Raw genomic sequence first — 19,357 nt, 5'->3', positions numbered from 1 at the left:
GACCCCAATTAAAGTATTTGGCATTATTTGTGCAAAGCAATATGCTCCTTTTCCCTGCGAAAACTGAAGGAGCACGCCCATGACGACGGCTGCCGAGATCGAGCATCTCCAACAACACGGTCTGTATTCTGGTGCTGATGAGCACGACGCTTGCGGCGTCGGCTTCGTGGCCCACATCAAGGGCGAGAAAAGCCATGCCATCGTTCTGCAGGGTCTCAAGATTCTCGAGAATCTGGACCATCGTGGCGCAGTGGGCGCTGACAAGCTCATGGGCGATGGTGCCGGCATCCTGATCCAGTTGCCTGACTTGCTCTACCGCGAGGAGATGGCAAGGCAAGGCGTCACGCTACCCCCGCCAGGCGAATACGGCGTCGGCATGATCTTTCTGCCCAAGGAGCATGCATCCCGCGAGGCCTGCGAGCAGGAGATGGAGCGTGCCATCAAGGCGGAAGGTCAGGTGCTGCTGGGCTGGCGCGACGTCCCGGTCAATCGGGAAATGCCGATGTCGCCGACCGTGCGCAAGAAGGAGCCTCTGCTGCGTCAGGTCTTCATCGGCCGCGGCAACGATGTGATCGTGCAAGATGCTCTGGAGCGCAAGCTGTACGTCATTCGAAAGACCGCCAGCGCCAACATCCAGCGCCTGAAGCTCAAGCACAGCAAGGAATATTACGTTCCCAGCATGTCGAGCCGTACCGTGGTCTACAAGGGCCTGCTGCTCGCCGATCAGGTCGGAACCTATTACCTCGATCTGCAGGACAAGCGCTGCGTCTCGGCCCTGGGTCTCGTCCACCAGCGCTTCTCCACCAATACCTTCCCCGAATGGCCGCTGGCGCATCCGTATCGCTATGTCGCCCACAACGGCGAAATCAACACGGTCAAGGGCAACTACAACTGGATGAAGGCCCGCGAAGGCGTGATGTCTTCGCCGGTGCTGGGCGCCGACCTGCAGAAGCTCTATCCGATCAGTTTCCCCGGTCAGTCCGACACCGCGACCTTCGACAACTGCCTGGAGCTGCTGACCATGGCGGGCTACCCGATCAGCCAGGCCGTGATGATGATGATTCCGGAGCCCTGGGAGCAGCACGCGACCATGGATCCGCGTCGCCGCGCCTTCTACGAGTACCACGCGGCAATGCTGGAGCCGTGGGATGGCCCCGCCTCGATCGTCTTCACAGACGGCCGCCAGATTGGCGCCACGCTCGATCGCAACGGCTTGCGTCCTTCGCGTTATTGCGTAACGGACGATGACCTGGTGATCATGGCCTCCGAATCCGGCGTGCTGCCGGTGCCTGAGCAGAAGATCGTTCGCAAGTGGCGCCTGCAGCCCGGCAAGATGTTCCTGATCGACCTGGAACAAGGCCGCATGATCGACGACGAGGAAGTCAAGGCCACGCTTGCCAACAGCAAGCCCTACAAACAGTGGATCGAGAACCTGCGCATCAAGCTCGACAGCGTCGAGGCGCAGCCGATGCAGGCGCCGGTGAGCCAGGTTGCCCTCCTCGATCGCCAGCAGGCCTTCGGCTACACCCAGGAAGACATCAAGTTCCTGATGAGCCCGATGGCGCAAGCCGGCGAGGAGGGCATCGGCTCGATGGGCAATGACAGCCCGTTGGCCGTCCTGTCCAACAAGAACAAGCCGCTCTACAACTACTTCAAGCAGTTGTTCGCCCAGGTGACGAACCCGCCCATCGACCCGATCCGCGAAGCGATCGTGATGTCGCTCGTGTCCTTCATCGGCCCGAAGCCGAATCTGCTCGATATCAACCAGGTCAACCCGCCGATGCGGCTGGAAGTGAGCCAGCCGATCCTCGATTTCGCAGACATGGCGAAGTTGCGCGACATCGGCAAGTACACGCAAGGCAAATTCAAGAGCTACGCGCTCGATATCACCTATCCGCTCGCGTGGGGCGAGGAGGGGGTCGAAGCCAAGCTGGCATCGCTGTGCGCCGAGGCGGTCGACGCGATTAAGGGCGGCCACAACATCCTCATCGTGAGTGATCGAGCCGTGAGCCCGACGCAAGTCGCCATCCCCGCGCCATTGGCGTTGTCGGCGGTTCATCAGTATCTGGTGCGCGAAGGCCTGCGCACGACTGCGGGTCTCGTGGTCGAAACGGGTTCAGCGCGCGAAGTCCACCATTTCGGCGTGCTCGCCGGCTACGGCGCGGAAGCCGTGCACCCATACCTCGCGATGGAAACGCTCGCCGCGATGCACGAGGACCTGCCGGGCGAACTCAGTGCAGAGAAGGCTATCTACAACTACGTCAAGGCGGTCGGCAAGGGGCTGTCCAAGATCATGTCGAAGATGGGTGTCAGCACCTACATGAGCTACTGCGGCGCCCAGTTGTTCGAGGCCATCGGCCTCAACAGCGAGACGGTCGACAAGTATTTCACGGGCACCGCCAGCCGTGTCGAAGGCATCGGCGTGTTCGCGATTGCGCAGGAAGCGATCCGCATGCACAAGGCCGCCTTCGGCGACGACCCGGTGCTCGCCAACATGCTCGACGCCGGCGGCGAGTACGCCTGGCGCACGCGCGGCGAAGAGCACATGTGGACGCCCGATGCGATCGCCAAGCTCCAGCACAGCACGCGCGCCAACAACTTCAGCACCTACAAGGAATACGCGCAGCTCATCAACGACCAGAACCGGCGCCATCTCACGCTGCGCGGCCTGTTCGAGTTCAAGATCGATCCGGCGAGGGCAATCCCTGTGGACGAGGTCGAATCAGCGGCCGAGATCGTCAAGCGTTTCGCGACCGGTGCGATGTCCCTGGGCTCGATCAGTACCGAAGCCCACTCGACGCTGGCCGTGGCGATGAACCGCATCGGCGGCAAGAGCAATACCGGCGAGGGCGGCGAGGATCCCGCGCGCTATCGCAACGAGCTCAAGGGCATCCCGATCAAGCTGGGCGACACGCTCAAGAGCGTGATCGGCGAGGCCAATGTCGAGGTCGATCTTCCGCTGAAGGACGGCGACTCGCTGCGCTCGAAGATCAAGCAGGTCGCGTCAGGTCGCTTCGGCGTCACGGCCGAATACCTCTCGTCTGCGGACCAGTTGCAGATCAAGATGGCGCAAGGGGCCAAGCCGGGCGAGGGCGGTCAACTCCCCGGTGGCAAGGTTTCCAACTACATCGGCCAGCTGCGTTACTCGGTGCCCGGCGTGGGGCTGATTTCGCCGCCGCCGCATCACGACATCTATTCCATCGAGGACTTGGCGCAGTTGATCCACGACCTGAAGAACGTCGCGCCGCACGCCAGCGTGAGCGTCAAGCTCGTGAGCGAGGTCGGCGTCGGCACCATCGCCGCCGGCGTGGCCAAGTGCAAGAGCGATCATGTCGTGATCGCGGGCCATGACGGAGGCACGGGCGCCTCGCCCTGGTCGTCGATCAAGCATGCCGGCAGTCCTTGGGAGATCGGCTTGGCCGAAACGCAGCAGACGCTGGTGCTCAACCGCCTGCGCGGCCGCATCCGCGTTCAGGCCGACGGTCAGATGAAGACGGGCCGCGACGTGGCCATCGGCGCGCTGCTCGGCGCCGACGAGTTCGGCTTCGCGACGGCGCCACTGGTGGTCGAAGGATGCATCATGATGCGCAAGTGCCACCTCAACACCTGCCCGGTGGGCGTGGCGACGCAGGACCCGGTGCTGCGCAAGAAGTTCTCGGGCAAGCCAGAGCACGTCGTGAACTTCTTCTTCTTCGTTGCCGAGGAAGTGCGCCAGATCATGGCGCAGCTGGGCATCCGCAAGTTCAACGACCTCATCGGGCGCGCCGACTTGCTGGACACCCGGCAAGGCATCGAGCATTGGAAGGCGCGCGGCCTCGACTTCAGCCGCCTGTTCGCGCAGCCGAACGTGCCTGCCGACGTGCCGCGCTACCACGTCGAGAACCAGGACCACGGCCTCGAAAAGAGCCTCGACAACAAGCTGATCGAAAAGTCGCGCCCAGCGATCGAGAAGGGCGAGAAGGTCCAGTTCATCGAGGTGGCGCGCAACGTGAACCGCTCGGTCGGCGCGATGCTCTCGGGTGCGCTGACCAAGGTGCATCCGCAAGGCCTTCCCGACGATTCGATCCGTATCCAGCTCGAAGGGACGGGTGGGCAGTCCTTCGGTGCGTTCCTGGCGCGCGGCATCACGCTCTACTTGATCGGCGATGCCAACGACTACACGGGCAAGGGTCTTTCTGGCGGCCGGGTCGTTGTGCGCCCCAGTCTCGACTTCCGGGGCGAAGCGGTGCGCAACACGATCGTCGGCAACACCGCGCTGTACGGTGCAACCACCGGCGAGGCTTACCTTTGCGGGGTCGCCGGCGAGCGTTTCGCGGTGAGGCTCTCGGGTGCCACGGCGGTCGTCGAAGGCACTGGCGATCACGGGTGCGAGTACATGACCGGAGGGACCGTTGCCGTGCTCGGCAAGACCGGGCGTAACTTCGCGGCCGGTATGAGCGGCGGCGTGGCTTTCGTCTATGACGAGGACGGCGAGTTCGCCTCGCGGTGCAACCTGTCGATGGTGTCGCTCGACAGGGTGCTGACGTCCGCGGAGCAGATCGCGAGCGTGCACCGCAAAATCTGGCATGACGGCGAGACGGACGAGGCACAGCTCAAGAAGCTGCTCGAGGAGCACCATCGCTGGACCGGCAGCAAGCGCGCGCGCGAACTGCTCGACACCTGGGCAGTGGCCCGCACGCGATTCGTGAAGGTCTTTCCAAACGAATACAAGCGCGCACTGGCCGAGATTCACGACCGCCAGGTCGAGCTCACGAGCAGCGGCAACAATGCGCACGTGGGCCTGGAGCCGCACGCCATGAGCAAGCCGGTCAAGCCGGTTGCGGTCTGATCAGCACAAGAACAGAGAACGACAGGACAGCACGATGGGCAAGATCACCGGCTTCATGGAACATGAGCGTATCGAGGAGGGCTACAGGCCCATCGAGGAGCGCGTCAAGCACTACAAGGAATTCGTCGTCGGACTCGATGCCGAACAGGCCAAGATTCAGGGCGCGCGCTGCATGGACTGCGGCACGCCGTTCTGCAACAGCGGATGCCCGGTCAACAACATCATTCCGGACTTCAATGATCTAGTCTATCGAGACGACTGGCAGAGCGCCTTCGCCGTCCTGGATTCGACCAACAACTTCCCCGAGTTCACCGGGCGTATCTGCCCCGCCCCCTGCGAGGCCGCCTGCGTCCTCAACGTGAACGACGACCCCGTCGGCATCAAGTCGATCGAGCACTCGATCATCGATCGTGCGTGGGGTGAGGGGTGGGTGGCGGCGCGACCAGCCAAGCACAAGACGGGCAAGAAGGTCGCGGTCGTCGGCTCCGGCCCCGCCGGCATGGCGGCGGCTCAGCAACTCGCGCGGGTCGGGCACGACGTCACACTGTTCGAGAAGAACGATCGTATTGGCGGCCTGCTGCGCTATGGCATTCCTGACTTCAAGATGGAGAAGTTGCACATCGATCGCCGCGTGGAGCAGATGAAGGCCGAGGGCGTGAGCTTCCGCACGGGCGTGATCGTCGGTGCCTCGAAGGACCCATTGGGCAAGGGCTCCAAGGTCACGAACTGGGCCAAGGAAACGGTCACTCCCGAGCAACTCGACAAGGAATTCGACGCGGTGCTCCTGACCGGTGGCGCGGAACAGTCGCGCGATCTGCCCGTTCCGGGGCGTGATCTGGACGGCATTCATTTCGCGATGGAGTTCCTGCCGCAGCAGAACAAGATCAATGCCGGCGACAAGGTCAAGGGACAGATCCGCGCGGATGGCAAGCACGTCATCGTCATCGGTGGCGGGGATACCGGCTCGGACTGCGTGGGCACCAGCAACCGCCACGGCGCGGCGAGCGTGACCCAGTTCGAGTTGATGCCCCAGCCGCCGGAGGAAGAAAACCGGCCGCTCACCTGGCCATATTGGCCGTACAAGCTGCGCACCAGTTCAAGCCACGAAGAAGGCTGCGAACGCGAATTCGCCATTTCGACCAAGGAATTCATCGGAGAGAGGGGCAAACTCACCGGCCTCAAGACCGTGCGCGTCGAGTGGAAGGAGGGCAAGATGGTCGAGATTCCGGGCTCGGAAGAGGTCCTGAAGGCCGACCTGGTGCTGCTGGCGATGGGATTTGTGAGTCCGGTCAGTGCCGTGCTCGATGCCTTTGGTGTCGAAAAGGATGCGCGCGGCAACGCGAAGGCCACCGTCGATTTCATTGGCGGCTACGCGACCAACGTTCCCAAGGTGTTTGCCGCCGGCGACATCCGCCGCGGACAATCGCTGGTCGTGTGGGCGATTCGCGAAGGGCGCCAGGCCGCACGCGCCGTCGATGAATACCTGATGGGCTTCAGCGACCTTCCGCGTTGAACCTGTGGCAGCGCCGCAACGGCGCCTCCATTATCATAGGGAAAACCGCGAGCCGGGATGTCTGCAAAGGCGCCCCGGCTCTTTCTTTAAGTGAACCCATCCAGCTCTTCTCTCGTCGAATTCCGTGAACTCCGTTTTGGCTACGGTGAGCGCCCCATCCTGGATGGCGTCACTTTCGCCGTGCCGCGCGGCAAGGTGACTGCGCTCATGGGCGCCTCGGGTGGCGGCAAGACCACCGTGCTTCGTCTGATCGGCGGGCAGTTGCGCGCGCAGAGCGGCGAGGTTCTGGTCGATGGAGAGGATGTAGGCAAGCTGAAGGCCGATGCGCTCTATGCGGTGCGGCGCCGCATGGGCATGCTGTTCCAGTTTGGTGCCCTCTTCACTGACATGAGCGTGTTCGACAACGTGGCCTTTCCGCTGCGCGAGCATACGCGTCTGCCCGAAGCCCTGATCCGCGACATCGTGCTCATGAAGCTTGACGCCGTCGGCTTGCGCGGTGCGCGCAATCTGATGCCGAGCGAAGTGTCGGGCGGCATGGCACGTCGCGTGGCTTTGGCGCGCGCCATCGCGCTCGACCCGGATCTCGTGATGTACGACGAGCCTTTCGCGGGACTCGATCCGATTTCGCTCGGGACGGCTGCGCGCCTGATCAGGCAGCTCAACGATACGCTGGGCCTGACCAGCATCGTGGTGTCGCACGATCTCGAAGAGACCTTCCGCATCGCCGACCATGTCATCATCCTGGCCAACGGCCGCATCGCCGCGCAAGGCAAACCCGACGAGGTGCGCTTGAGCGAGGACCCGCTGGTTCATCAGTTCGTCAACGCATTGCCCGACGGGCCAGTCCATTTCCACTACCCCGCCGTCGGGGTCGAGGATGATTTCGGCAATGTCCAGGGAGGGCGGGCATGAGCTGGTACCGGCCTTCGGACGTGGGCTTCGCCGTGCGTCGCAAGCTGGCCGACCTCGGGAGCGGAGCGCGGCTCTTCGTCCGATTGGCGGGCCGGGGCGCGCAATGCCTGCGGCGCTTCGGCCTGGTGCGCGACCAGATCCACTTCCTCGGCAACTATTCATTGGCGATCATCACAGTCTCGGGGCTCTTTGTGGGTTTCGTGCTCGGACTGCAGGGCTACTACACGCTGCAACGCTACGGCTCCTCCGAGGCGCTTGGGCTGCTGGTAGCGCTGAGTCTCGTTCGGGAGCTTGGTCCGGTCGTGGCGGCACTGCTTTTTGCGGGGCGAGCGGGCACATCGCTGACTGCGGAGATCGGCCTCATGCGGGCCGGAGAACAATTGAGTGCCATGGAGATGATGGCGGTCGACCCGGTCCAGCGGATCCTCGCGCCTCGTTTTTGGGGCGGCGTCATCACCATGCCGCTACTGGCCGCCGTGTTCAGCGCGGTCGGCGTGATGGGCGGCTATGTGGTCGGCGTGCTGATGCTGCGGGTCGACGCCGGCGCTTTCTGGGGCCAGATGCAGGGCGAATTTGACTGTGGCCCCGGTTTCATGCCCCGGGGTCAGGCCTGCCTGATGGCGAACTACTAAGAAACTCATGCCATCGAACGCCGAATTTGACTGTGACCCCGGTTTCATGCCCCGGGGTCAGGCCTGCCTGATGGCGAACTACTGACGAGAGAGCAATACATGCAACGTTCCAAAAACGACATCTGGGTCGGCTTGTTCGTGCTGATCGGCGCAGCGGCGCTGCTTTTTCTGGCGCTTCAGTCTGCCAACCTCTTGAGCCTGAATTTCCAGAAGACCTATGCCGTGACAGCGCGCTTTGACAACATCGGCGGCCTCAAGCCGCAAACAGCGGTCAAAAGCGCGGGCGTGGTCGTAGGCCGCGTCGAATCGATCGCCTTCGACGACAAAAGCTTTCAAGCCAAGGTCACGCTTGCGCTGCAAAGCCGATACAGCTTTCCCAAGGACAGTTCCCTCAAGATCCTGACCAGCGGCTTGCTCGGCGAGCAATACATCGGTATCGAGGCGGGCGCTGAAGAAAAGACCCTCCAGCCCGGCGACACGGTCACCGAGACGCAATCGGCTGTTGTGCTGGAAAATCTCATCAGCCAGTTTATCTACAGCAAGGCGGCCGAGGGCAGTAGCAGCAATTCGCCGCCAGCCAGTTCCAACAAGAAATGAATCCACGACCTTATTCCGCCTTGCCGATCTCGATTCGGAGAGCGGCTTCCGGTGCATTCCATGGAGGCCTTTGCGTCGCGGCTGCCTTGCTCGTCGGCTGCGCGACGGGCCCCAACGCGAACCGGGCCGATCCGCTTGAGCCGTTGAATCGCCAAGTCTGGCGTTTCAATGAAGCGGTAGATGACGCGGTTCTGCGGCCGGCGGCGACGGCTTATCGCCAGATTTTGCCGTCGCCGGTGCGCGCGGGTGTCAGCAACTTTTTTGGCAACCTTTCCGATGTCTGGAGCTTCATCAACAGCGTGGCCCAGCTCAAGTTGCAGTACAGCGCCGAGACCTTCATGCGGGTGAACGTCAACACGTTCTTCGGGCTGGGCGGACTGCTGGACATCGCCACCGAAGCCGGTATCGACCGACATCATGAAGATTTCGGTCAGACATTGGGCCGTTGGGGCATGCCTAGCGGCCCATATGTCGTGCTTCCGATCCTGGGCCCTTCCACGCTGCGGGATACCGCGGCTCTGCCGGTGGATTGGAAGGGCGATCTCGTCGGGTACATCGACGACGTTCCGGTCCGAAATTCGCTCTACGCGCTGCGCGCTGTTGACGTCCGGGCCAATCTCCTGCGTGTGGGTCAATTGCTTGACGACGCTGCGCTCGACAAGTATTCGTTTACCCGCGATGCGTTTCTGCAACGCCGCCGCAACGAGGTGTACGACGGCAATTTGCCCAACGATGGTGATTGACGCCAGGCTATTGCATTCGGTTGCAGGCGCCCACAGGTTCTGAAACACAGCACCCGTAGCGTGGTGCCAGACTGTCAAGGTCGCCGTCCAAACCTGGATTTGAAACAAGAGACCTATCCGATGAAACAGCTTCTTCTTCAACGCCGCTCCCTGGGGCGGTTCGCCATGGCCAGCCTGCTCTTGTTGGGCGCGGCCACCGTCTTCATGAGGCCCGCCAATGCGGCGGATGAAGCGCCCGACGCGCTCGTGAGGCGCCTCTCCTCCGACGTGCTCGACACCATCAAAGCCGACAAATCGATCAAGGCAGGTGACGTCAAGAAGATCATGGCGCTGGTCGACTCGAAGATCATGCCGAACGTGAACTTCGAGCGGATGACCTCTTCCGCCGTCGGGCCGGCCTGGCGCCAGGCTACGCCGGAGCAGCAAAAGCGCCTGGAGGAGGAGTTCAAGACTCTATTGGTACGTACTTACGCCGGCGCGCTGGACCAGGTCAGTGACCAGAGCGTGACGGTACGCCCGTTCCGCGGCTCGACGGACGACAAGGAAGTGCTGGTGCGCACGGAGGTCCGTGGTGGCCGCGGCGACCCGGTGCAACTCGACTATCGGCTTGAAAAGACGCCTGGCGAGGCTGGCGGCTGGAAGATCTACAACCTGAACGTTCTCGGCGTCTGGTTGGTCGATACCTACCGTTCCCAATTCGCGCAACAGATCAACAGCAAGGGCATCGACGGCCTGATCTCGGCGCTGGCGGAGCGCAACAAGAACAATAGCAACGGCAATGGCAATAGCAACAGCAGCAACGGAAAGACCTGAAGTCCAATGCTGGTGCTCCCGCCCAAACTGACGCACGACGAAGCGCCCGCCTGCGTGGACATGCTCCGGCAAGGACTTGCCGGGCAGCCGGGATCGTCTACAGTCGTCGACGCGAGCGAGTTGGTTCATTTCGATTCGTCCGCTTTGGCGGTATTGCTGGAGTGCCGGCGCGAGTCCAGCGCACTCGGTCGCGGCTTCGCGGTCAAGGGCTTGTCGCCGCGCTTGCGCGAGCTTGCTTCGCTGTACGGCGTGGCGGGCCTTTTGCCCACTGCGCCCTAGAAAAAGTAACGCCCCCTAGAATCGCGGGCTCCCATGTCCGCCATCTCCTTCCAATCGGTCTCCAAGACCTACCCTCCCTCGCGACAGCAGCGCGCCCAGGCAAAGCCAGGTCTGCTGGCTGTCGACCAAGTGAGCTTCCAGATCGAGGAGGGGGAGTTCTTCGGCCTTCTCGGGCCCAACGGTGCCGGCAAGACCACTCTCATCAGCATGCTTGCGGGCCTTGTGCGTCCGACGGCCGGTGCCATCACCGTTCATGGCTTCGACGTGCAGCGAGACTATGCCAAGGCGCGGCGTCAACTCGGCGTGGTGCCGCAGGAACTCGTTTTCGACCCGTTCTTCAACGTCCGGGAGTCGCTGCGAATCCAGTCGGGCTATTTCGGCATCAAGAACAACGACGACTGGATCGATGAGCTGCTGCACAGTCTCGGCCTGTCCGACAAGGCCGGTGCCAATATGCGCCAGCTCTCGGGTGGCATGAAGCGGCGGGTGCTGGTCGCGCAGGCGCTGGTGCACAAGCCACCCGTCATCGTGCTGGACGAGCCCACCGCGGGGGTGGACGTGGAGTTGCGCCAGACCCTGTGGCAGTTCGTCGCCAAGCTCAACAAGCAGGGCAGCACCGTGCTGTTGACCACGCACTACCTTGAAGAAGCCGAGGCGCTGTGCCATCGCATCGCCATGCTCAAGCAAGGGCGCGTCATCGCGCTGGACCGCACCAGCGAGCTGCTGCGGTCCGCCGCCAGCAACGTGCTGCGTTTCAAGACCGACGGCATGCTGCCCTGGGCGATTGCGCAGCATGCGCGCGTGACCGGGCGCATCGTGCAGGTGCCAGCTCAGAACGCCCTCGAGGTCGAGCGGCTGCTTGCGGCGATCCGGGAGGCGGGGCTGGACGTCGAGGACGTCGAGATGCGCAAGGCGGACCTGGAAGACGTGTTCATCGACCTGATGGCGGGCGAACAGACACCACTGGAGGTGGCCCGATGATGATCAGCGCGCTGGGCTGGCGTGCCCTGCTCTACAAAGAAGTTCTTCGCTTCTGGAAAGTCGGCTTCCAGACGGTCGGCGCGCCTGTGCTGACAGCGCTGCTTTACCTGATGGTGTTCGGGCACGTGCTCGAGGACCACGTGAAGGTCTACGGTACGGTGAGCTACACGGCATTCCTCGTGCCGGGCCTCGTGATGATGAGCGTGCTGCAAAACGCCTTCGCGAACAGTTCTTCCTCGATCATCCAGAGCAAGATCATGGGCAACCTGGTCTTCGTGCTGCTGACACCGCTGTCCCATTGGGGCTGGTTCTTCGCGTATGTCGGCTCATCGATTGTGCGAGGCCTGGTCGTGGGCTTGGGCGTGTTCGTGGTGACGGCGCTGTTCGCGACACCCGGCTTCGTCGCACCGCTGTGGATCCTGGTATTCGCGTTCCTGGGCGCGGCTATCCTGGGCACACTGGGGTTGATCGCCGGGCTCTGGGCCGAGAAGTTCGACCAGATGGCCGTGTTCCAGAACTTTCTGATCATGCCGATGACCTTCCTATCCGGCGTGTTCTATTCCGTCGGTTCGCTGCCGCCCGTCTGGCAGACGGTGAGCCACTTGAACCCGTTTTTCTACATGATCGACGGTTTTCGCTACGGCTTCTTCGGCATCAGCGATGCGTCTCCGTGGCTGAGCTTCGCCATCGTGGGTAGCGCCTGGCTGGCCGTCAGCGCAATTGCCGTCCATATGCTTCGCATCGGCTACAAAATCCGCGGATGACATGAAATACCCCCAGGCCTGCCCCCTTCGTGTGGCCGCCGTGCGCGGCGCGCCCCTGAAATCGGAAGCCGGCGCGGAACCGCCTTTGCCGGGCCGCAGACGGCGCCCCCCTGAACGGGGGGGGCGGCCACACGAAGCGGGCAAGCCTGGGGGTGACCAACAAGATGACCGCTGAAGAACTCCAAACCATCATCCAGGCGGGCCTTGCCTGCGAACATATTGCGCTCGAGGGCGATGGCCGCCATTGGTATGCCACCATCGTTTCCGCCGAGTTCGAGGGGAAGCGCGCTATCCAGCGACATCAGCGCGTCTACGCCACGCTCGGTGCGAAAATGCACACGGACGAGGTGCACGCACTCTCGATGAAAACGTACACGCCCCTCGAATGGGCAAAGCAGACCTCCCCGTCTTCCCGCTAGACCTCCGCTGGATTTCTCATGGACAAACTTCTGATTCGCGGCGGGCGCACGCTCCGCGGCGAGGTGCTCATTTCCGGCGCGAAGAACGCCGCGCTGCCCGAGCTTTGCGCGGCGCTCCTGACCGATCGCCCCGTGACGCTCCACAACGTGCCGCGGCTCAAGGATGTCGAGACCATGCTCAAGCTGGTCCACAACATGGGGGTGCGCGCGGAGCGCGACGACAACGGCACGGTACGCATCGATGCGCGGCCGCTCGAGGTGCCCGAGGCTCCGTACGAGCTGGTCAAGACCATGCGCGCCTCCGTCCTGGCGCTCGGTCCGCTCTTGGCGCGCTTCGGCAGGGCGAAGGTCTCGCTGCCGGGCGGTTGCGCCATCGGCTCGCGGCCGGTCGACCAGCACATCAAGGGCATGCAGGCCATGGGCGCGGAGATCGTGGTCGAGCACGGCTACATGGTGGCCGGCCTCGGAGGCGGGCGCAAGCGCCTCCGGGGCGCACGCATCACGACCGACATGGTCACGGTGACCGGCACTGAAAATTTCCTGATGGCAGCCACGCTCGCGGAAGGCGAGACCGTGCTCGAGAACGCCGCCCAGGAGCCGGAGATCTCGGACTTGGCCGAAATGCTGATCGCCATGGGGGCGAAGATCGAAGGCCACGGCACCAGCCGCATCCGCATCCAGGGCGTGGATGAGCTCGGCGGCTGCACGCACCAGGTGGTGGCCGACCGGATCGAGGCGGGCACATTCCTTTGTGCGGTCGCGGCCACCGGTGGCGACGTCGTGCTGAAGCATGGGCGAGCCGACCATCTGGATGCCGTGATCGAAAAGCTGCGCGAGGCCGGTGCCGATGTGTACGCGGTGGACGGCGGCATCCGTGTCCAGAGCGGAGGCCGGCTGAAGGCGCAGAGCTTCCGCACCACCGAATACCCCGGGTTTCCTACCGACATGCAGGCTCAGTTCATGGCGCTGAACGTGATCGCCGAAGGCACCTCGACCGTGACCGAGACGATTTTCGAGAATCGCTTCATGCACGTCGACGAAATGCTGCGGCTGGGCGCCAAGATCCAGACCGACGGCAAGGTGGCGGTGATCGAAGGCGTGCAGCAGCTGTCCGGCGCCACTGTGATGGCGACCGACTTGCGCGCGTCGGCCAGCCTGGTCATCGCCGGCCTGGTGGCTGATGGCGAAACCCTGGTGGACCGCATCTATCACCTCGATCGCGGCTACGACCGCATGGAGGCCAAATTGCGCGGGATTGGCGCGGACATCGAGCGTGTGGCCGGACCGGCGGAGATGTTGCCGTGATAACGCTCGCCCTCTCCAAGGGTCGAATCTTCGAGGAAACACTGCCGCTTCTGGCCGCAGCCGGCATCGAGGTGACCGAAGACCCCGAAAAATCGCGCAAGCTGATCCTCGCGACCACGCGGCCCGACGTGCGGGTGGTCCTGGTGCGTGCTTCGGACGTGCCGACCTACGTCCAGTATGGCGGTGCCGACCTGGGTGTGACAGGGCTCGACGTGCTGCTCGAACATGGCAACCAGGGCCTCTACCAGCCGCTGGACCTGCGCATTGCCGCATGCCGCCTGAGCGTGGCGGTGCGTGCCGATTACGACTACGCCTCGGCAGTCAAGCAGGGCTCGCGCCTCAAGGTCGCGACGAAGTATGTCGGGCTTGCCCGCGAGTTCTTCGCGAGCAAGGGCGTACACGTCGACTTGATCAAGCTTTACGGCAGCATGGAGCTGGCGCCGCTCACCGGCCTGGCCGACGCGATCGTCGATCTGGTCTCCACGGGCAACACGCTCAAGGCCAACCATCTGGTCGAAGTCGAACGCATCATGGACATCAGCGCGCGGCTGGTGGTCAATCAGGCGGCGCTCAAACTCAAGCAGGAACCGATCCGCCGCATCGTCGATGCCTTCGCGTCGGCCATTCCTTCCCAGTGACCGGGTGCAGCGCGATGACACTCCAAGCTTCTCCTGCCAGACTTTCGACTGTTTCCGCCACGTTCGAGGCCGAATTCAAGGCGCGCCTGCATTGGTCCGCGGAAGCGGATGCGGCCATCGAACAGGTCGTTGCCGACATCCTGGCCGACGTTCAGCGCCGTGGCGATGTCGCTGTGCTCGACTACACGCGGCGGTTCGATCGGCTGGACGTCGAGCGCATGGAAGCGCTTGAACTCAGGTCCGACGAATTGCGCGCGGCCTTCGAGGCCTTGCCCGCGGCCCAGCGCGATGCCCTCGAAGCCGCTGCGCGCCGAGTGCGCAGCTACCACGAGGCCCAGAAGAAGGCGAGCGGCGAAAGCTGGAGCTACCGCGACGCCGACGGCACGCTGCTCGGCCAGAAAGTCACGCCGCTCGACCGCGTCGGCATCTACGTGCCAGGCGGCAAGGCCGCCTATCCGTCGAGCGTGCTCATGAACGCCATTCCGGCCCATGTGGCGGGCGTCGGCGAAATCATCATGGTCGTGCCGACGCCGGGCGGCGAAAAGAACGCCCTGGTGCTGGCCGCGGCGCATGTTGCGGGCGTCTCGCGCGCCTTCACCATCGGCGGCGCGCAGGCCGTCGCCGCGTTGGCGTACGGAACGGCCACCATTCCAGCCGTCGACAAGATCACAGGCCCCGGCAATGCCTACGTGGCGGCCGCCAAGCGCCGCGTTTTCGGCACGGTGGGCATCGACATGATCGCGGGTCCGAGCGAGATCCTGGTCCTGGCGGACGGGAGCACACCGCCGGATTGGGTGGCGATGGATCTGTTCAGCCAGGCTGAACACGACGAACTGGCGCAAAGCATCCTTCTGTGCCCTGATGGCGCCTACATCGACCGCGTGCAGGGCGAAATCGACCGTTTGCTGCCGTCGATGCCTCGGGCTGGAATCATCGCCGCCTCGCTCAACGGTCGTGGCGCGCTCATCCATACCCGGAGCATGGAGGAAGCGTGCGACATCAGCAACCGGATCGCGCCGGAGCACCTGGAGGTCAGCAGCCGCGAGCCCCATCGGTGGGAGCCACTGCTCAAGCACGCCGGCGCGATCTTCCTCGGGGCCTACACCAGCGAAAGCCTGGGCGACTACTGTGCCGGCCCCAACCACGTGCTGCCGACCAGTGGCACCGCGCGCTTCAGCTCGCCGTTGGGCGTCTACGATTTCCAGAAGCGATCGAGCCTGATCGAGGTGAGCGAAGAGGGCGCGCAAGGGCTGGGCCGCATCGCGGTGACGCTGGCGGAAGGCGAAGGGCTGCCGGCACACGCCGAGGCGGCGCGCATGCGCTTGCGTTGACCGCGGCCAGGTGGATGATTTCCTGATGCGAATCCGTAAGACAGTTGGGGCGTCTGTCGTGGGTCTGAGCCTGCTGGCCTGTGCCGTGGGCGCGCAGGCCATGAGCATCCGTGAGTTGCGGACGCTGGAAGCCAACGAAAAGGAAGGCAAGCTCTACGCGAACTACTACCTGGTCGGGGTGGTCGAGGGCCTGCGCGAGGCCAACGATGCCGCACAGCGTTCGGGCCAGAAGCCGTCGTTCTGCGTCAACGGCCGCAGGCTGGAGCCGGCGATGGCTCGCTCGCTCTACCAGACCGAATTGACCCGCAACCGCGACAACTACGAGGCGGACATGCCGGTCCAGCTCGTCCTCTCCGCTGCCCTGCGCAACAGTTACCGTTGCAGCCCTTGAATCGAATGATCTCCACCACCACCTCACATGCGCTCGGCCGCATCCGTGCCGATGTGCAATCCATGCATGCCTATGCAGTGCAGGACGCACGCGGCCTGCTCAAGCTCGATGCCATGGAAAACCCTTATGGCCTGCCGCCCGCGCTGCAAACTGCGCTGGGCCAGCGGCTGGGCGCGCTTGCGTTGAACCGTTATCCGGGCGAGCGCAGCGCCGACTTGCGGCGTGCCCTGGCCAGCCACGCGGCCATGCCGGAAGGCTTCGCGCTGATGCTCGGAAATGGATCGGACGAGCTGATTTCGCTGCTGGCGATGGCTTGCGACCTGCCCGGTGCAACTGTGCTGGCGCCGGTGCCCGGATTCGTGATGTACGCGATCAGCGCCCAGCTCCAAGGCCTGCGATTCGTCGGCGTGCCGCTCACCGCCGATTTCGAGCTCGACGAGGCGGCGATGGTCCAGGCCATCGCGCGCGAGAAGCCGGCCATCGTCTATCTGGCCTATCCCAACAATCCGACCGCCAACTTGTGGAACGACGCGGCGATCGAGAGAATCGTCGAGGCGCAAGGCGCGCAGCGCGGCCTGGTCGTCATCGACGAGGCGTACCAGCCCTTCGCAGGCAAGAGCTACATCGATCGCGTCGCGCGCCATGGTCACGTGTTGCTGATGCGAACGCTCAGCAAGTTCGGCATCGCTGGTGTCCGGCTGGGCTTCCTGATGGGCCCGGCGGCGCTGATCGCGGAGATTGACAAGGTGCGGCCGCCCTACAACATCAGCGTGCTCAATTGCGAGTGCGCACTCTTCGCGCTGGAGCACGCCGAGGTGTTCGCGCAGCAGGCGGCGGACATCCGCGAGCAGCGTGCCCGTGTCTTCGAGGGCCTCGCCCGACTGTCCGCGGTGAAGAGCTGGGGGAGCGACGCCAACATGATCCTGGTCCGTGTGCCCGATGCCACAAAGAGCTTCGAGGGCATGAAAGCCCGGGGTGTCCTGGTCAAGAACGTTTCTAAAATGCATCCCTTGCTCGCGAACTGCCTGCGCCTGACCGTCGGAACTCCCGACGAGAATGCGCAGATGCTCGCAGCCCTCGAAGCATCACTATGAACACCCCCTCGGCACCAGAGCCTGTTGTCGCTGTCGGCATGACCGACGGCGCGCGCACCGCAAGCGTTACCCGCAATACGGCCGAAACGAAGATCACGGTGCAGCTGAACCTCGACGGCACCGGCCGCGCAAAGCTGTCGACCGGCATCGGCTTTTTCGATCACATGCTCGACCAGATCGCGCGTCACGGCCTGATCGACCTCGATATCGACTGCAAGGGCGACCTGCACATCGACGGTCACCACACGGTGGAGGACGTCGGCATCACCCTCGGCCAGGCGGTCGCCAAGGCCGTGGGCGACAAGAAGGGCATCCGCCGCTATGGCCATGCCTACGTGCCGCTGGACGAGGCGCTGAGCCGGGTCGTGATCGACTTCTCCGGCCGGCCCGGGCTGGTGATGGACGTGCCTTTCACCAGCGGCATGATCGGGACCTTCGACAGCCAGCTCACCTACGAATTCTTCCAGGGCTTCGCGAACCATGCCTTCGTGACGCTGCACATCGACAACCTCAAGGGCGTCAATGCGCATCATCAGTGCGAGACAGTGTTCAAGGCGTTCGCGCGCGCACTGCGCGCGGCGCTGGAGCTCGATCCGCGCTCGGCCGGCGTCATTCCTTCGACGAAGGGCTCGCTCTGACCAAGAACACTGTCGCCGTCGTCGACTACGGCATGGGCAACCTGCGTTCGGTGTCGCAGGCTGTCCAGCATGCCGCCGACCAGGTCGGCGTGGAAGTTCTCGTGACTTCCGATCCGGACGTCGTGCGCCGCGCCGCCCGGGTGGTCTTGCCGGGGCAGGGCGCGATGCCTGACTGCATGCGCGAACTGCGCGATTCAGGGCTCCTGGAATCGGTGCTCGAGGCTGCCGCCAGCAAGCCGCTTTTCGGCGTGTGCGTCGGCATGCAGATGCTTCTGTCGCGCAGCGACGAGGGTCCGACCGATGGCCTGGGGCTGATTCCCGGCAACGTCACCAAGTTCGACCTGGCCGGGCGCATGCAGCCTGATGGCAGTCGCTACAAGGTGCCGCAGATGGGTTGGAACCAGGTCCAGCAGATGCGGTCTCACCCCGTTTGGCTGGGGGTGCCCGACCAGAGCTATTTCTATTTCGTACACAGCTTCTACGCGAAGCCGGACGATAGCCGGCACAGCGTCGGCGAGACGGAGTATGGTGCGCGCTTTACCGCAGCCGTCGCACGCGATAATATTTTTGCAACCCAGTTCCACCCCGAGAAGAGCGCGGAGCACGGGTTGCAGCTCTATCGAAATTTCCTCCACTGGAATCCCTGAAGCGCGTCGAACACGCTTCATCGCTCGTTTCACGCAATCCCGCACCATGCTCCTCATTCCTGCGATCGATCTCAAGGACGGCCACTGCGTTCGCCTCAAGCAAGGCGACATGGACCAGTCCACCATCTTCAGCGAAGACCCGGCCGCCATGGCGCGCAAGTGGCTAGAGGCCGGCGCGCGCAGGTTGCACCTGGTGGATCTGAATGGCGCTTTTGCCGGCAAGCCACAGAATCATGCCGCGATCAAGGCCATCCTGAAGGAGGTGGGCGACGAGATTCCGGTGCAATTGGGCGGCGGCATTCGCGACCTCGACACCATCGAGCGCTACATCGACGACGGCTTGCGCTACGTGATCATCGGCACCGCTGCGGTCAAGAACCCTGGCTTCCTGAAGGACGCCTGCAGTGCCTTCGGCGGCCACATCATCGTGGGCCTCGATGCCAAGGATGGCAAGGTCGCCACCGACGGCTGGAGCAAGCTGACCGGCCACGAGGTTGCCGACCTGGGCAAGAAGTTCGAGGATTACGGGGTCGAGTCGATCATCTACACCGACATCGGTCGTGACGGAATGCTGTCGGGCATCAATATCGAGGCCACGGTGAAGCTGGCGCAGGCCCTCACCATTCCGGTGATCGCCTCCGGCGGGCTTTCGAACATGGCGGATATCGACAAGCTTTGCGCTGTCGAATCCGACGGTATCGAGGGCGTCATCTGCGGGCGGGCGATCTACTCGGGCGATCTTGATTTCGCCGCAGCGCAGGCTCGCGCGGACGAACTCGCCGACGCTTCCTGACGCTGCGCCGCGTCGGCAGAGAACCTCTTCGCGCTGATC

Annotated in this window: 18 protein-coding genes and 1 pseudogene; all 19 read left to right on the top strand. The window is 63.7% G+C overall.

Features of this window, described 5'->3' with window-relative positions:
- The first annotated feature begins 79 nt into the window (after positions 1-79).
- Entirely contained in the window at positions 80-4,828 is a 4,749-nt protein-coding gene (locus AC1DNF_RS06060; RefSeq protein ID WP_478147644.1) for a glutamate synthase-related protein, read from the top strand.
- Positions 4,829-4,862: 34 nt separating this feature from the next.
- Positions 4,863-6,341, top strand: a complete 1,479-nt coding sequence (locus AC1DNF_RS06055; protein ID WP_478147643.1) for a glutamate synthase subunit beta — start codon at positions 4,863-4,865, stop codon at positions 6,339-6,341.
- A 90-nt stretch (positions 6,342-6,431) separates the two neighbouring features.
- A complete protein-coding gene (locus tag AC1DNF_RS06050; RefSeq protein ID WP_478147642.1) occupies positions 6,432-7,253 on the top strand; it encodes an ABC transporter ATP-binding protein in 822 nt (273 codons plus the stop codon).
- A pseudogene (locus tag AC1DNF_RS06045) lies at positions 7,250-7,831 on the top strand (ABC transporter permease); the annotation flags it as partial. The gene AC1DNF_RS06050 and the pseudogene AC1DNF_RS06045, both read left to right, overlap by 4 nt.
- 153 nt (positions 7,832-7,984) lie before the next feature.
- Entirely contained in the window at positions 7,985-8,482 is a 498-nt protein-coding gene (mlaD, locus tag AC1DNF_RS06040) for an outer membrane lipid asymmetry maintenance protein MlaD (protein WP_478147641.1), read from the top strand.
- Entirely contained in the window at positions 8,479-9,225 is a 747-nt protein-coding gene (locus AC1DNF_RS06035; RefSeq protein WP_478147640.1) for an MlaA family lipoprotein, read from the top strand. The genes mlaD and AC1DNF_RS06035 overlap by 4 nt, the downstream gene beginning before the upstream one ends.
- 120 nt (positions 9,226-9,345) lie before the next feature.
- A complete protein-coding gene (locus AC1DNF_RS06030) occupies positions 9,346-10,038 on the top strand; it encodes an MlaC/ttg2D family ABC transporter substrate-binding protein (protein ID WP_478147790.1) in 693 nt (230 codons plus the stop codon).
- A 6-nt stretch (positions 10,039-10,044) separates the two neighbouring features.
- Positions 10,045-10,317 (top strand): STAS domain-containing protein, encoded by a 273-nt coding sequence (locus AC1DNF_RS06025; protein ID WP_478147639.1) that lies wholly within the window; start codon positions 10,045-10,047, stop codon positions 10,315-10,317.
- 33 nt (positions 10,318-10,350) lie between these two features.
- The gene (locus AC1DNF_RS06020) at positions 10,351-11,298 is read left to right on the top strand and encodes an ABC transporter ATP-binding protein (protein WP_478147638.1); all 948 of its coding nucleotides are present in this window, start codon (positions 10,351-10,353) and stop codon (positions 11,296-11,298) included.
- A complete protein-coding gene (locus tag AC1DNF_RS06015; protein WP_478147789.1) occupies positions 11,298-12,062 on the top strand; it encodes an ABC transporter permease in 765 nt (254 codons plus the stop codon). The genes AC1DNF_RS06020 and AC1DNF_RS06015 overlap by 1 nt, the downstream gene beginning before the upstream one ends.
- 164 nt (positions 12,063-12,226) lie before the next feature.
- A complete protein-coding gene (locus AC1DNF_RS06010; RefSeq protein ID WP_478147788.1) occupies positions 12,227-12,481 on the top strand; it encodes a BolA family protein in 255 nt (84 codons plus the stop codon).
- 18 nt (positions 12,482-12,499) lie between these two features.
- Positions 12,500-13,786, top strand: a complete 1,287-nt coding sequence (gene murA, locus AC1DNF_RS06005; RefSeq protein ID WP_478147637.1) for a UDP-N-acetylglucosamine 1-carboxyvinyltransferase — start codon at positions 12,500-12,502, stop codon at positions 13,784-13,786.
- The gene (gene hisG / locus AC1DNF_RS06000) at positions 13,783-14,424 is read left to right on the top strand and encodes an ATP phosphoribosyltransferase (RefSeq protein WP_478147636.1); all 642 of its coding nucleotides are present in this window, start codon (positions 13,783-13,785) and stop codon (positions 14,422-14,424) included. Before murA ends, hisG begins: the two co-directional genes overlap by 4 nt.
- Before the next feature lie 14 nt (positions 14,425-14,438).
- Positions 14,439-15,755 carry a histidinol dehydrogenase gene (gene hisD, locus AC1DNF_RS05995; RefSeq protein WP_478147635.1) on the top strand — a complete coding sequence of 439 codons (1,317 nt, stop codon included), beginning with the start codon at positions 14,439-14,441 and terminating at the stop codon, positions 15,753-15,755.
- Positions 15,756-15,780: 25 nt separating this feature from the next.
- Positions 15,781-16,146 (top strand): hypothetical protein, encoded by a 366-nt coding sequence (locus AC1DNF_RS05990; RefSeq protein ID WP_478147634.1) that lies wholly within the window; start codon positions 15,781-15,783, stop codon positions 16,144-16,146.
- Between the two features lie 5 nt (positions 16,147-16,151).
- Complete coding sequence (gene hisC / locus AC1DNF_RS05985) at positions 16,152-17,240, top strand: histidinol-phosphate transaminase (protein ID WP_478147633.1); 1,089 nt, start codon at positions 16,152-16,154, stop codon at positions 17,238-17,240.
- Positions 17,237-17,878, top strand: coding sequence for an imidazoleglycerol-phosphate dehydratase HisB (hisB, locus tag AC1DNF_RS05980; RefSeq protein ID WP_478147632.1), 642 nt, complete (start codon positions 17,237-17,239; stop codon positions 17,876-17,878). Before hisC ends, hisB begins: the two co-directional genes overlap by 4 nt.
- Positions 17,875-18,525, top strand: a complete 651-nt coding sequence (gene hisH, locus AC1DNF_RS05975) for an imidazole glycerol phosphate synthase subunit HisH (protein WP_478147787.1) — start codon at positions 17,875-17,877, stop codon at positions 18,523-18,525. Before hisB ends, hisH begins: the two co-directional genes overlap by 4 nt.
- A gap of 46 nt (positions 18,526-18,571) precedes the next feature.
- Complete coding sequence (hisA, locus tag AC1DNF_RS05970; protein WP_478147631.1) at positions 18,572-19,318, top strand: 1-(5-phosphoribosyl)-5-[(5-phosphoribosylamino)methylideneamino]imidazole-4-carboxamide isomerase; 747 nt, start codon at positions 18,572-18,574, stop codon at positions 19,316-19,318.
- Positions 19,319-19,357: the final 39 nt, after the last annotated feature.

Source organism: Variovorax sp. 01T432 (genome assembly GCF_056398605.1).
Note: the sequence above shows the minus strand (reverse complement) of the source record. Positions and strands in the feature narration are given on the sequence as shown.

Bases quoted from the DNA above. Each gene is read 5' to 3' on its own strand.
- AC1DNF_RS06060 (WP_478147644.1), top strand. From the start codon at position 80: ATGACGACGGCTGCCGAGATCGAGCATCTCCAACAACACGGTCTGTAT.
- AC1DNF_RS06055 (WP_478147643.1), top strand. From the start codon at position 4,863: ATGGGCAAGATCACCGGCTTCATGGAACATGAGCGTATCGAGGAGGGC.
- mlaD (WP_478147641.1), top strand. From the start codon at position 7,985: ATGCAACGTTCCAAAAACGACATCTGGGTCGGCTTGTTCGTGCTGATC.
- AC1DNF_RS06035 (WP_478147640.1), top strand. From the start codon at position 8,479: ATGAATCCACGACCTTATTCCGCCTTGCCGATCTCGATTCGGAGAGCG.
- AC1DNF_RS06030 (WP_478147790.1), top strand. From the start codon at position 9,346: ATGAAACAGCTTCTTCTTCAACGCCGCTCCCTGGGGCGGTTCGCCATG.
- AC1DNF_RS06025 (WP_478147639.1), top strand. From the start codon at position 10,045: ATGCTGGTGCTCCCGCCCAAACTGACGCACGACGAAGCGCCCGCCTGC.
- AC1DNF_RS06020 (WP_478147638.1), top strand. From the start codon at position 10,351: ATGTCCGCCATCTCCTTCCAATCGGTCTCCAAGACCTACCCTCCCTCG.
- AC1DNF_RS06015 (WP_478147789.1), top strand. From the start codon at position 11,298: ATGATCAGCGCGCTGGGCTGGCGTGCCCTGCTCTACAAAGAAGTTCTT.
- AC1DNF_RS06010 (WP_478147788.1), top strand. From the start codon at position 12,227: ATGACCGCTGAAGAACTCCAAACCATCATCCAGGCGGGCCTTGCCTGC.
- murA (WP_478147637.1), top strand. From the start codon at position 12,500: ATGGACAAACTTCTGATTCGCGGCGGGCGCACGCTCCGCGGCGAGGTG.
- hisD (WP_478147635.1), top strand. From the start codon at position 14,439: ATGACACTCCAAGCTTCTCCTGCCAGACTTTCGACTGTTTCCGCCACG.
- AC1DNF_RS05990 (WP_478147634.1), top strand. From the start codon at position 15,781: ATGCGAATCCGTAAGACAGTTGGGGCGTCTGTCGTGGGTCTGAGCCTG.
- hisC (WP_478147633.1), top strand. From the start codon at position 16,152: ATGATCTCCACCACCACCTCACATGCGCTCGGCCGCATCCGTGCCGAT.
- hisB (WP_478147632.1), top strand. From the start codon at position 17,237: ATGAACACCCCCTCGGCACCAGAGCCTGTTGTCGCTGTCGGCATGACC.
- hisA (WP_478147631.1), top strand. From the start codon at position 18,572: ATGCTCCTCATTCCTGCGATCGATCTCAAGGACGGCCACTGCGTTCGC.